The sequence below is a fragment of the Candidatus Rickettsia kedanie genome, from assembly GCF_045865205.1.
GTDB lineage: Bacteria > Pseudomonadota > Alphaproteobacteria > Rickettsiales > Rickettsiaceae > Rickettsia > Rickettsia australis.
In genome coordinates this window covers 1-11,984 of record NZ_BAABMM010000025.1, presented here as the reverse complement: position 1 = coordinate 11,984, position 11,984 = coordinate 1, and the positions used below count along the sequence as shown (strand labels likewise).

Sequence of the window (11,984 nt, the reverse complement as noted above, 5' to 3'; positions counted from 1 at the left end):
TTCTAGTAACATCTATTCTAAATCTCGGTAGCTAATACCGTACTTACAGTACCACCTTACCGCCCATATTATTATGTCGTATTTAAAATGACGTCTCTTAAAATATTCATAAAGCTTATCTATAACATTGTACAGGATATTGCTCTTTTTGCTAAAGATAACTATAATAGCCTATCGGCAAGCTATGCAATTATGGCAAGTCTTGCCTATGCTGATAAAATCAGCAATGTAGATGATGTGAGTATTAAAGTAACCTCTACAGATAAAGAAGTTACTTTACAAGGCGATAAAGTGATGATTGCTGAGCTGTCGGTAGAAAATAAGGATATAGACTTAACATCCTCAAGTAACAGCTTCTTCTATCAGCTTGTAACTTCATGCTATGATAAGCAATTAATAGAAAATAAAGAGATAGTTAAAGGCATCGAGATAACAAAAAAATATCTCAATGAAAATAATAAAGAAATCAGCAAAGTAAAATTAGGTGATAATATTACGGTGGAAATCACCATGCGTTCAGGTAGTAATAAAACCTTGAGCAATATGGTAATACTTGACTTATTACCAGCAGGCTTTGAGCTTTTACCGGATAATCATAACGTAAATATACTAGAACGTAATCCTGTAACAATGATATGGAAACCGATATATATATAATCGTGATGATAGAGTGATAATTTTCGGTACTATTTCTGATCAAAAAATGACGTATCAGTATAAAATCAAAGCGGTTAATAAAGGCACATTCGCAACTCCTGCTATTTATAGCGAAGCTATGTACGAACCTCACCCCACCACAACTTTCAACTTCTCTATAATGTTTGGATCTTTTGCAAGTTCTAAAAATATGTCCCGTTCATAGGCAAATAGCTCTTCTTCACTCATTTCATTATGCTTATCTATAATGAATGGTTTGAAACTTGCTCAGTACCTTATTTTGTAGATCGTTATATTTTGGATGATTTAAACAATTCATTTTCGTAGTAACAACAAACACTAAATTCTTACGATAATTTATTAGCTTTGCAGAATCGTTTTCTAATACTATCTGACTTTCCTTTAAAATATCTTTGTGAGAATTAAATTTTTGTTTATCGATTTTTTGATATTCTTTATTACCTAAATATTGCGATATGCAATATATATTAAATTGGTATTTTTAATTACCGAATTCCAGCCGTCTTTAGCTGCTATGGTCAATAATTCAAATGGACCGTATTTTTCCAGCTGTAACCAAGCTTCATAGCAGCATCGATATCATAGATATTATCGGTTACAGATGGTACTAAGCTTGCTAAATAAACATAAAATTCTGTGATAATTTCAGTAAAAAATTTACCGTAAACCGAATCGCTAGCTAGTAACTCATCAAGATTCTTAAATGAAATATCTACTTTTTGAACAGGACTATATGATAAGTCGTTTATATTGATAACTTCTTGAATCTTTTTGCCATTTGATACCGATAAACGATAAAACCCACCGCCGCCTTTACACCCAATTAACTTCTTCTCAATCATCTTATCAAGAACGGGAGTATTTACATATATTTTATGATAAACATCATTTGCAGGAAGGGCGGCAAGTAATGAGCTTGATATTAACTTCATTACGTCATGTCCTATTAGATCATATAAACCAAAAATTCTGGTACTTGGCAGCCCCAAACATGTAGTAAATATTTTATCCAAAGCTACAAAATCAAGCTTTTGACTTATCGCTTTGCGGGCTACTAACTCAAGTAAAAAACACCCTACTCTATTAGCAATAAAGCCAGGCGTATCATTACATTTTACTATAGTTTTACCAAGCGTTTTCGTTAAGAACTCTGATACTCTTTCTATGGCTTCAACCTTTACCGTATGGTCTATAATTAACTCAAGCAGTTCCATATATCTTGGCGGGTTGAAGAAATGCGTAATAACGAATCTCGATTTGATATTATCCGGTAAATTCTCTTTGAGTCTTTTAAGAGGTAATGTAGAAGTATTAGAAGCAATAATTGCATCTTCTTTAAGATAAGGAATAATTTTGTTATATAATTGGTGCTTGATTTCTAACTTCTCAACAATAACTTCAATAACTAAATCACATTCTTTAATTAAATCTAAATCATGTTCTAAATTACCGATGGTAATGAAATTTGCTTTATCGGAACAAGATAAAGGTGGAGGTTTTTGTTTATGCAAATTCTCTATAGCATTTTTTACTATTTTATTAGGATCATCGGAATCTTTAGCGATAATATCAAGTAATATGACTTTATGAGAGGAATTAGCAATTAACGCTGCAATCCCTGAACCCATTACCCCTGAACCGATAACACAAATTTTTTTTATTTCATTTTGCATAAGTTACTTCACTCTTGATGGTTTTACTTAATCGTCATTGCAAGGAAAAATTGAAAATTTTGACGAAGCAATCCAGTTAAAAATGCATAGCATTTTTTTAATTATCTTCCTGGATTGCCGCACGGTCTTCGACCGCTCGCAATGATGTTCTAAGTCATAGCAACACTCATCACATATCCCGATCCTGCTCCCGCTTGTCGTACAATTTTAGCACATTCATTTATAGTAACACCGGTGGTAATGACATCATCAACTAATAAGATTTTTTTACTTACAATATTATATTTTGTGTTAAATTTGATACTACCATTTATATTATTTTTACGTTATTTGCGTGCACAAAAAGTCTGAGACTTGGTCCATCTTGATTTAGTTAAAATATCGGCTTTTAACATTTTATCGGTAATTTTTGCAATTTCCATAGCTAAAATATGAGCAGGATTATACATTCGTAGTAACCTCTTAAATCTATTCATAGGTACAGGTATGATTAAATCAATATCTTTTATATCTCGCTATATCCTATTATATAAAAGCTTAGCAAATATCGTCTTATCCTGATATTTAAACTAATGCACTATTTTTTGCTATGCTCATTAAACTTAAATAGGCTGCGAGCTAGGTCATAATTAGGCTTACTGCTATAACAATTTCCACAAATACAGTTATCTAAGATTTTTATACTAAATCTTTGTCCGCATATACTGCAATAGGGTCTTGCTATAAACTCTAGCTTCTGCCAACAATCGCTACAAAATTCACCGCTCCCCCTAGTATTTCCGAACAGCTTAAACATCTCTGCGACAAAATATAGTCTATTACACTATTATAAACTTTTAACTAACAACTAAACTCCTCTTGAAGATTCTTGTTTCTTAGATGCACTTCTTCCTGTTGGTAGTGGCGATATATTATTACTGCGAGCAGTAACCTTACCGTACGTTAAGCTTTCTTGCATATGATGGACTTTTTCTTCTGCTTTAGCAATTTCAGGAGTTTCCTGCTTTTGAATATTAGGAGTAATAAGAACGGTACTAGATTTCTGCTCTTCCTGTTTACCGTATATTTCTTTTAAATCACCAAATTGCGATTCAACCAAATAACCCGCTCCTGCTTTTACTGCTGATTTAACTTTTTCAAAATTAGTTTTTTCAGCAGGAGGAGCAAATTTAGCTCTCTCTGCAACCTTTGCTCTAGTGACATTAAAATGTTCTCTTAGCTGCCCCTCACTTAATTGATCAATTTTAGGGGTTGTAGCTAAAAATTCTTCTAAGGCTTTGGTATCTATTTTTGCTTGCCTTTATTTTTCAAGCAAGTCTTTCTTATCTTCATAATTTCCTATTGATGTTTTTAAACTACTTAACGTACTAATTTTGTATCTGCTTCACCTATAACATTACTTCCTCCTTCCAATAAGACCGGCTGCTAAACTGATCATAATCCCGCCTGCTGCACTTGCTTGTGCCACTAACGCTGCTACTTCTAAAACATTATCCCGAACTGCTTTTAAAATTTCTTTAGTTCTTGTAGTATTTAACTTTTTAGGTTCAAGAGTTTCTTGATAAATTTTAGGTAATATAGTATCCAAGAAATTTTTAAGTGCAGGACTATCTGTTCCTTTATCTATTTGAGTAGCAACTACTAACTCTGCTTGCTTTACATAATTAGCTTTAATATTTTCTAAAGTTTTTTTCTCTATCTAAATGCTTATCTTCTCTTACTTCTAAAGTTTCTTTTCCGACATTATAAGCAACGGCTGATAAAGAAAGTGCAGCAAGCACAAGTCCAACCGGCGTCGGGTTAAGGGCTAACTACACCATGACACCAGCAATTTTTGCCGTACGTTTTACTGCCTTACTACCCAATGTTTTATACTGTTGTCTCTAATACATTTGCTGCCCTTTCAGCACCCGATAAAGTTTTTATTTTATCAAGCACCTTATCGGCAATACCAAGACTTGGGGTCCCTTTTTCTTTAATTTTTGCACCTTGCTGAAGTTTATCAACCGGATCATAAGCTTTTGCTACTTTTGCTCCAACGTTAATTACGCCTTCTACTATATGAGCAGGACTAGCGATAACTTGACTACCCTCCTTTACCACTTCGATTGCTACTCCACTTGCAGCGATTCCGGCACGAGCGACTCTAGCACCGTAAAGTACCGTATTCTCTTTCAGCGTTCTTTTTCCTGCCGGCTTATTTTACGATTACCGTTCCTTTGGAGGATCAGAAGCTTTTGTTTGTGCTGCTTCTAAAGTCTCTACTCTTTCAGAGGTATTTATTGATTATCTATGCTGCATTTTTTACTCCCTCTTCAGGAACATTAATAGATGATTTACTGCTTAAATTTTCTTTACTCATGAATGCTCTCTAACTTTTTTAGGTATTATTGCATAGCTCAGCTTTTTTGTCATTGCAAGGAAATTATGCAATAATTGACGAAGCAATCTCAGGATATTTAACGAGATTGCCACGCAGCCTACGGCTGCTCGTAAGGCGTTGCCCGCGTGGATCAATTTTACCTCTGTCATCCCCCGTGGCTTGTATCATCCCGTGGCTTGACCGGTCTTGTTGCGTGGCTCGTTTTATGTCATTCCCGCGTAGGCGGGAATCCAGTAAAACCTACAAAAAACTTGTTTTTTGGTTTATTTCACCAAATTATGTAATTCTATATCAATATTTAAGTTATTTTTCTGGATCCACGCCTACATGGGAATGACATAGGAACACTCACCTCTTCCCCATCGCATAGCTAGTCATCAAGGTTTTTATAGGCTTAAAATTATTTATCGCCTTAAATCCTATTTGTCTTAAACATCTTACATTTTTGGAATAATTTGAAAAAATATTATTTAACTCATCAGTCAGCTTATACATAATAAAATTATCCTCTTGCCTTAGCTTTTGGTATTCTTGTAATGTACCATTATTACTAACAATCATACTCAAAGTCTCTATATCCTTTATGCCCTGGTTAAGCCCCTGTCCTGCTAAAGGATGTACTGTGTGAGCAGTGTCGGCAATAAGCACTATCTTATTATGAAAATATCTATTTGCTATACGCGCTTTTAGCGGAAAACTACTAATCTCACTATCAATAGTAATTTTACCTAAAGAATTACCGGCATTTCTTTGAGTTAAAAATCTAACTTCTTCTACAGGTAAATTAACAATTAAAGCAGCCTGATCAGAAGAAGTTGACCATATTACGGATGAAGCATATTGATTTTTTAAAGGCAGCAAAGCAAAAGGACCAAGCGGCAGGAAATGCTCCATAGCACAATTTTCATGCGGATTTTCATGCTTAATATTAAATGTAAGAGCAGTTTGATAAGGTTTTTCAATTTCATTAGCAAAATAATGAGACTTCACTTTTGAATTTGCTCCATCACATATAATTAATAAACTACACTTAATTTGTTTATCATCAAATTTTATAATCGAGTAGTCATTATGGCTTATAACCTCTTGATATTGATTATTATCAATTAATGTTATCCACGGATTATTAGTTATTTTTGACAATAGTATTTTTTTAAAATCACTATTCTTAATCACATATCCAAGTACAGCGTCATCGTCATTGCATAAATCTAATATCTCTGAAGCCTTATTATCTACTACATATATTTCTTGCATTTTTGCCACAAATTTTTCAAGCTCTTCCCATATATCAATAGAGCATAAGAAATTTTTGGAATGCGGCGTTAAAGCAGTAATTCTTATATCTTTGAAAAACTCCGGGCTTTTTACCGATTTACTCTCGAATATAGTAGTGTTTATATCCTTTTGTGCAAAAGAAAGTGCAGTTAGCATGCCACTCAAACCGCATCCTAAGATTATAGTATCAATCTGTTTTGTTTTCATTTGACTCATGTATAAAATATTTTAAATATCCGTTTGTTGCTATGAAGCTTAAAAGAAAGTAAATAATTGCTATATCCAAATATGAACTATTGCCTAAGTATAAACCTAAACAGCAAATAAATAAACTCACTAAAGTCGTGCAGCTATTTAAAATCAATAAATTTGTAAAAATATCTGTTTTTTTGATAAATAGGTAGGTTATTAAGCAAATAAATAATGAAATAATAATTAAACAGATGTTAAGCATAATTTTTAAAATTTGGTTTTACTGCTTGTTAGAGGCTTTGTGGTATAAGTCCCATGTTATACCGTGGCTTGACCACGGTATCCATAAAAATAACTTAATAATACTAATAATTTTATTAGTAGCAACTGGACCACGTGGTCAAGCCACGAGGTGACACAGCAAAGCACTAGATTTCCGCCTACGCGGGTAATGACAATAGCACACAGTACCCTCATTATATATAATCATTTATAACACTACAAACTGCAAATAAAATTAATTAAAATTCCTTAAATAATTTTAATATTATGTAATCTTAGCCAACCTTTACATTATAAATAGCTATTGTGACAAAAATGTTATAAAAAAATGTTGCTTTCTTTTACATTCAGCATTAACGTATATATTTAGGCTTTGATTAATATTTATTAAGGTAAATTGTAATGTCACAACTAGATGTTTTAATAGTAGACGATGAAGAGAGTATACGAAATCTCATTGCTGCAAATTTGAAAGATGAAGGTTTTAATCCTAAGGTTGCCGCTAATAGTACTCAAGCTCTTAAAATACTTTCCGAAAAACCGGTCTCTGTAGTTATACTTGATATTTGGCTTCAAGGAAGCGAAATTGATGGTCTTGGGATTTTAGAGATAATTAAAAAACGCTATCCTTTAATGCCGGTAATAATTATTAGCGGTCACGGTACTATAGAAACAGCAGTAAATGCTATAAAAATGGGTGCTTACGATTATATAGAAAAACCTTTTAATAATGATAAATTAGTTATTCTACTTAAAAGAGCTTGCGAAGTAACAAAGTTAAAACGTGAAAATATAGATTTAAAATCAAAAGTTATAGATAAAACTGAATTAGTAGGCGGATGTTCGGTAACTTTAAAATATAAAATGGAAATAGAAAAGGCAGCTAGCTCTAGCAGTCGTATAATGATTCACGGTAAAGTCGGTAGCGGTAAAGAACTTGCAGCAAGGTTAATTCATAAACAATCTAAAAGGGTTAATAATCCGTTCATTATTTTCAGCCCTACCTGTATGACTATAGAAAAAATTAATCAAGAATTATTCGGCGAATTGGAAAAGCAGGAAAATAATAATAAACGCCCTACTATCTTAGAATTTGCCAATAACGGTACTTTATATATAGATGAGGTCAGTAATATTCCTATTCCTATCCAGGTAAAATTATTAAAATTCCTTAAAGATCAAACTATTACAAAGCCTTGTGGAAAAAATATTAAAGTTGATATAAAAATTATCACCGGTACTTCTAAAAATATTCAAGATGAAGTTAATAACGGCAAATTCCTAGAAGATCTATATTATCGCCTTAATGTATCCTCTCTAAAAGTACCCTCATTATATGAGAGAAAAGAAGATATACCGCTACTCGTTAAATATTTTGTTAAACAGCTTTCAAAATTTTCAGGTTTAAAAGAACGTAACTTTGCTGATGAAACTATCGCTGCTCTTCAATCCTATGAATGGCCGGGTAATATCAGACAATTACGTAATGTAGTTGAATGGACTTTAATTATGAATCCATTAACTATAGGTAATAATGAAATTATCAAACCTTATATGATACCTTCCGAAATATTAGCAAATAGTGCTAATCTCACAAAACGTGAAGATAGTTTTGATATGTTATCTATGCCGCTTAGAGAAGCTAGAGAAATTTTTGAACGTCAATATCTATCGGCACAAATGAGTCGTTTTAATAATAATATTTCAAAAACATCCTCATTTGTCGGTATGGAAAGATCGGCTTTGCATCGTAAATTAAAATTATTAAGCTTACATATACCTCCTACAAATAGAATAAATGAAGAAAAATATGAGGAGGCAAATGCTTAAAGTAATATCAATAATTACTATTTATTTGTTATTAAGCAGCTGCTCCGAATCTACTCGTGATGCGAATGGCTTACTTACGGATAGCCAAAGCACGGTAATTCGGAATTATATAATATCGCAAAATTCTAAAAACCTTAAAGTGAACCTTAAAGAGAAGTTCGGTTCAAATTTAAAAGGAGTTAAATTAATAGGAGTAAAGCTAATAAATGAAGATTTATCAGGAATAGATTTAACTTCCTGTGAAATATTACGTGCTGATTTTGCAGGTAGTAATTTAGAAAAAGCTATACTTACAAATTCTATAATTCAAGAAAGTAATTTTGCAGATTCGGTAATAAAAAATATTTCCGGATATAATTCTGACTTTCAAGGTTCAATTTTTAACAATATAACATTACAAAATACAAATTTTGTTCAATCAAATTTTAGCAATACTGCTTTTAATAAAACTACTATAATAAATGTCAACTTTGAAAATTCTAAATTTAGTCATGTATTATGGCGCAATAACACTATCGACGGTGTTAATTTTCAAAAAACTAACCTAAAGAATAATAGCTTTAAAAATACTAATATAACAAATTCAATATTTTACGGTACGGATTTAGAAAAAAGTGTAATAAATAATACCAATTTTACTAATAATTATTTTGAATCTAGCGACCTAAGTCACACTAAATTAACAGCAGTAATAATTAAGGATTCTAACTTTACACAAAGTATTTTTAATGAAGTAAACTTTAATAACGTACAAAGTAACAACTCTTTCTTTTCATATGCTTCCTTTCAAGATTCAACATTATGGAATATTAACCTTACTAAATGTGATTTACAAAATAGTACAATTAGTAGTTCAGTTTTAAATCATTTTAAAATCGATAATGCTATATTAAATAATATGAGTCTCAACGATAACAAATTTAATCATTTATCAATAAAAAATAGTAATGCTAATTTTGTAAGGATTAATAAAACTAAAGGATCAAATATTACTTTAGATAATATAAGCTATACTAATAATATTTTTAGCAATAATGATTTTAAACAATTTATAGTGATTAATACTGACTTAAACAGCAGTGAAATAATAAACTCAAATATCACTCACGGACAATTTAATAATGTAAATTTTTCTAAATCTTTAATACAAAACGTAAATTTTTCAGATGTTAAAATTACTTTAGGTAATTTAAACCAAGTAGCTCTAATAAATTCTAGTCTAACAAATACTACGGTTATTAACTCCGTCCTTTCTAATTCACAAATAAATAATATTAACTACCAAGCATATTCTAGTTTTATTAATACTAATGTTTCTAATAATATTATTTTAAATAGCGATAATTCGAGCAAAATTCCACCAAATAATATAGTAATAAGTTCGGTAAAAGATTTGCAAAAAATAACTAACTTAACAAATATAAATTTAACAAATCTTGACTTAAGTAGTTTAGTATTTCATGGAACAGATTTTTCAAATAGTATCTTTAAAAATGCTAATTTAACAAATACGGTAATAAACAATTCTATTTTAAAAGAAGCTAATTTTTCTACAGCAATACTTACTAAAACAGATTTCTCAAACTCAATATTAACAAATAGCATATTTAAATCAGCTAAAATTGATCAGACGGGCTTTAATAACTCTGACCTAACAAATGCTGATTTTACCGAAGCAACAATTAAAGATACTTCGTTTGATAAAGCTAAGACAAGCGGAATGAAAGGAGTGGAATAGTTTTTAAATGCTATAAGCGACTGTAGGATTTGTTGCATGGCTCAGTTTCACCTCTGTCATACCGTGTCTTGACCACGGTATCCAGTTAAAAATGCTAAAATTATTAGTATTTTTTATTGTTTTTATGACCACACGTGGTCAAGCTGCGGGGTGACGCAGTAGGTTTTACTGGTACGCAACAACACCTGATCTCAATGACTACTCGGTATCCATGCAGCAACGCCCCGCTTATGCAGGAATGACACAGAATTTACCTTTGGTGACTCTTCAAAGATTTTCCTTTATTAGTAGGAGTATTAGACGGTGTAAATGAATTATTATGCAGGCAAGCAGTAGGACTTTGCTTCTTCATTCTATTAATAATTCGTTGTTGTTTAAGATTATTTATCTTTTGTCTTCCGGTTATCCTTATGGATTTAGTAATTTTGGCAGTTTCTACAAATATTTCCTGAGGAGTTTGTAGCTGATCAATTTGCTCATAATGTTTTTTAAGAAACTCTTCTTTTATCTTTGGCTTTACTCCTTTCAAATCAACATATGTTTTATATAACTTCTTTAATGTTATTTTAGATTCTTTTATTTGTTGTTTGGAAGATTTTTGAGAAAGTGATTTAATCGAATTAACAAGACTACTGCCTATTTCTTTTATAATATTAACTGCAGGCAAAGCTATTTTCGTTATTCCTTCATAAATTTTACCGAGTTCTCTAGCAATAACATCTAATATTTTAGGCTCATATTCTTTAGATATAGGAGGTGTATCCCTAATAATATCTCTAGCTTCAGTGAGATTATTAGCTAAATTAAATAATGCTTTTTTTGCCTCTAAATCAGTAGATCGCGTAGCATATGAACTAGCTATATCTGTATGAGCATCTATAGTATCGGTAATTATTGATTTAGTATCATTAAAAGAAAGATTTGTAGATGTCTTGTTTCGTGTTACAGTAGTATCTTCTCTTAATTTATCTAGCCTATCACGTATTTCTTGGTCTTTTTGAGCATTGAGAGCTTTACTTTTTTGTTCTATTTTAACCTCGGATTGTATCTTCTCAACTAGCTTATCTACCTCATCATCGGATTCATAACCAGAGTCATAACCAGATTTTTTGGGGATATAAGGTCTATCTTGGAGCTTTGCTAATCTTTCTTCTAATTCTTCAAGTGTTGGAGGAGTGCCTTTAAGTTTTGCTAATCTTTCTTCTAATTCTTTTATTATTTGATCGTCCTGCTTTTTCTTAGACATAATATACCTCTGTAATAATTCTCAATTATTAATAACATAAACTACTAACTAAAATAAAGTATTTTTTAATATGAAAGATAACATCCCTTTAAACAATATCATTATCCAAACTGCTACCTGCTATTTTAGTGTGCTATCTTCAAAATGAAGATGCTGCGTTATCTCACCTATTATTCCTGCTTTAGCTATTGTTTCAAAAGCAGTACCTATACATCCTATTTCAAAAAAAAAAAAAATGAGCTTTAATATAATTATCTAGTTTTATAAGATAATTATCATCTGATAACAAGATTTTTAATGACTCTTTTTTATGTTTTGGCAAACTGCTATATTCTCTAAGAGCAGCATATTCTTTATATCCTATAGCACTCTCTTTGCTGAACTTCTTTTCAATAAATGCAGCCAACTTACTTAAACAATGCTTCGATACTCTAGCATCCCAAATTTCTTGCACTTCAGAAGTAGAGGAGTTATAGGCATTCACAAAAGCGTTACCTTTGTAAACCATCAAGTTTTTTTATAGACTGTAGCAAATTTGCTATAAGCGGTAAACTAGGAGTATGTATGAAGAAAGTATCGGTTTATTTGCAAATAGTTTTAAGCTTGATTGCGGGATATTACAGAAATTTAATAACGTTAAGTTACTTGATAGCAGCAATATAAAATTGCCAGACAGTATGGAAG

General features: G+C 31.4%; 12 protein-coding genes and 4 pseudogenes. 3 read left to right on the top strand and 13 right to left on the bottom strand.

What is annotated here, in order from left to right; translation table 11 throughout:
* Positions 1 to 126: 126 nt before the first annotated feature.
* A pseudogene (locus tag ACKTSD_RS03590) lies at positions 127 to 787 on the top strand (alpha-2-macroglobulin family protein); the annotation flags it as partial.
* Between the two features lie 141 nt (positions 788 to 928).
* Here the strand turns inward: ACKTSD_RS03590 and ACKTSD_RS03585 are convergent.
* The 10 genes and pseudogenes from ACKTSD_RS03585 to ACKTSD_RS03540 all read right to left on the bottom strand — a co-directional run.
* Positions 929 to 2,351, bottom strand: a pseudogene (locus ACKTSD_RS03585) (3-hydroxyacyl-CoA dehydrogenase family protein); the annotation flags it as partial.
* Between the two features lie 326 nt (positions 2,352 to 2,677).
* Positions 2,678 to 2,827 (bottom strand): hypothetical protein, encoded by a 150-nt coding sequence (locus ACKTSD_RS03580; RefSeq protein ID WP_412708040.1) that lies wholly within the window; start codon positions 2,825 to 2,827, stop codon positions 2,678 to 2,680.
* A 101-nt stretch (positions 2,828 to 2,928) separates the two neighbouring features.
* Complete coding sequence (locus tag ACKTSD_RS03575; RefSeq protein ID WP_412708039.1) at positions 2,929 to 3,147, bottom strand: double zinc ribbon domain-containing protein; 219 nt, start codon at positions 3,145 to 3,147, stop codon at positions 2,929 to 2,931.
* 51 nt (positions 3,148 to 3,198) lie between these two features.
* Positions 3,199 to 3,450: a hypothetical protein gene (locus tag ACKTSD_RS03570; protein ID WP_412708038.1), complete on the bottom strand. Its 252-nt coding sequence runs from the start codon at positions 3,448 to 3,450 to the stop codon at positions 3,199 to 3,201.
* A 297-nt stretch (positions 3,451 to 3,747) separates the two neighbouring features.
* Positions 3,748 to 3,939, bottom strand: coding sequence for a hypothetical protein (locus ACKTSD_RS03565; protein WP_412708037.1), 192 nt, complete (start codon positions 3,937 to 3,939; stop codon positions 3,748 to 3,750).
* A gap of 281 nt (positions 3,940 to 4,220) precedes the next feature.
* A complete protein-coding gene (locus ACKTSD_RS03560) occupies positions 4,221 to 4,454 on the bottom strand; it encodes a hypothetical protein (protein WP_412708036.1) in 234 nt (77 codons plus the stop codon).
* An 8-nt stretch (positions 4,455 to 4,462) separates the two neighbouring features.
* Positions 4,463 to 4,713, bottom strand: a pseudogene (locus ACKTSD_RS03555) (hypothetical protein).
* A 63-nt stretch (positions 4,714 to 4,776) separates the two neighbouring features.
* Positions 4,777 to 4,902 carry a hypothetical protein gene (locus ACKTSD_RS03550; RefSeq protein WP_412708041.1) on the bottom strand — a complete coding sequence of 42 codons (126 nt, stop codon included), beginning with the start codon at positions 4,900 to 4,902 and terminating at the stop codon, positions 4,777 to 4,779.
* Positions 4,903 to 5,082: 180 nt separating this feature from the next.
* Positions 5,083 to 6,219, bottom strand: coding sequence for a 2-octaprenyl-6-methoxyphenyl hydroxylase (ubiH, locus tag ACKTSD_RS03545; protein WP_412708035.1), 1,137 nt, complete (start codon positions 6,217 to 6,219; stop codon positions 5,083 to 5,085).
* Positions 6,200 to 6,466 (bottom strand): monovalent cation/H+ antiporter complex subunit F, encoded by a 267-nt coding sequence (locus tag ACKTSD_RS03540; RefSeq protein ID WP_412708034.1) that lies wholly within the window; start codon positions 6,464 to 6,466, stop codon positions 6,200 to 6,202. Before ACKTSD_RS03540 ends, ubiH begins: the two co-directional genes overlap by 20 nt.
* A 422-nt stretch (positions 6,467 to 6,888) precedes the next feature.
* On the opposite strand from ACKTSD_RS03540, the gene ACKTSD_RS03535 reads away from it, so the two are divergent.
* Positions 6,889 to 8,316, top strand: coding sequence for a sigma-54-dependent transcriptional regulator (locus ACKTSD_RS03535; protein ID WP_412708033.1), 1,428 nt, complete (start codon positions 6,889 to 6,891; stop codon positions 8,314 to 8,316).
* Positions 8,309 to 10,054 (top strand): pentapeptide repeat-containing protein, encoded by a 1,746-nt coding sequence (locus ACKTSD_RS03530; RefSeq protein ID WP_412708032.1) that lies wholly within the window; start codon positions 8,309 to 8,311, stop codon positions 10,052 to 10,054. The genes ACKTSD_RS03535 and ACKTSD_RS03530 overlap by 8 nt, the downstream gene beginning before the upstream one ends.
* A gap of 24 nt (positions 10,055 to 10,078) precedes the next feature.
* Here ACKTSD_RS03530 and ACKTSD_RS03525 read toward each other — a convergent pair.
* From ACKTSD_RS03525 to ACKTSD_RS03515, 3 genes and pseudogenes are all read right to left on the bottom strand, one after another.
* Positions 10,079 to 10,286, bottom strand: a pseudogene (locus tag ACKTSD_RS03525) (hypothetical protein); the annotation flags it as partial.
* An 18-nt stretch (positions 10,287 to 10,304) separates the two neighbouring features.
* Positions 10,305 to 11,300, bottom strand: a complete 996-nt coding sequence (locus ACKTSD_RS03520) for a hypothetical protein (protein ID WP_412708031.1) — start codon at positions 11,298 to 11,300, stop codon at positions 10,305 to 10,307.
* 220 nt (positions 11,301 to 11,520) lie between these two features.
* Positions 11,521 to 11,784, bottom strand: a complete 264-nt coding sequence (locus ACKTSD_RS03515) for a hypothetical protein (RefSeq protein ID WP_412708030.1) — start codon at positions 11,782 to 11,784, stop codon at positions 11,521 to 11,523.
* Positions 11,785 to 11,984: the final 200 nt, after the last annotated feature.

What these genes read in the sequence shown, in the direction of transcription:
- ACKTSD_RS03580 (WP_412708040.1), bottom strand. Translation starts at nt 2,827, where the DNA reads ATGAATAGATTTAAGAGGTTACTACGAATGTATAATCCTGCTCATATT.
- ACKTSD_RS03575 (WP_412708039.1), bottom strand. Translation starts at nt 3,147, where the DNA reads ATGTTTAAGCTGTTCGGAAATACTAGGGGGAGCGGTGAATTTTGTAGC.
- ACKTSD_RS03550 (WP_412708041.1), bottom strand. Translation starts at nt 4,902, where the DNA reads ATGATACAAGCCACGGGGGATGACAGAGGTAAAATTGATCCACGCGGG.
- ubiH (WP_412708035.1), bottom strand. Translation starts at nt 6,219, where the DNA reads ATGAAAACAAAACAGATTGATACTATAATCTTAGGATGCGGTTTGAGT.
- ACKTSD_RS03540 (WP_412708034.1), bottom strand. Translation starts at nt 6,466, where the DNA reads ATGCTTAACATCTGTTTAATTATTATTTCATTATTTATTTGCTTAATA.
- ACKTSD_RS03535 (WP_412708033.1), top strand. Translation starts at nt 6,889, where the DNA reads ATGTCACAACTAGATGTTTTAATAGTAGACGATGAAGAGAGTATACGA.
- ACKTSD_RS03530 (WP_412708032.1), top strand. Translation starts at nt 8,309, where the DNA reads ATGCTTAAAGTAATATCAATAATTACTATTTATTTGTTATTAAGCAGC.
- ACKTSD_RS03520 (WP_412708031.1), bottom strand. Translation starts at nt 11,300, where the DNA reads ATGTCTAAGAAAAAGCAGGACGATCAAATAATAAAAGAATTAGAAGAA.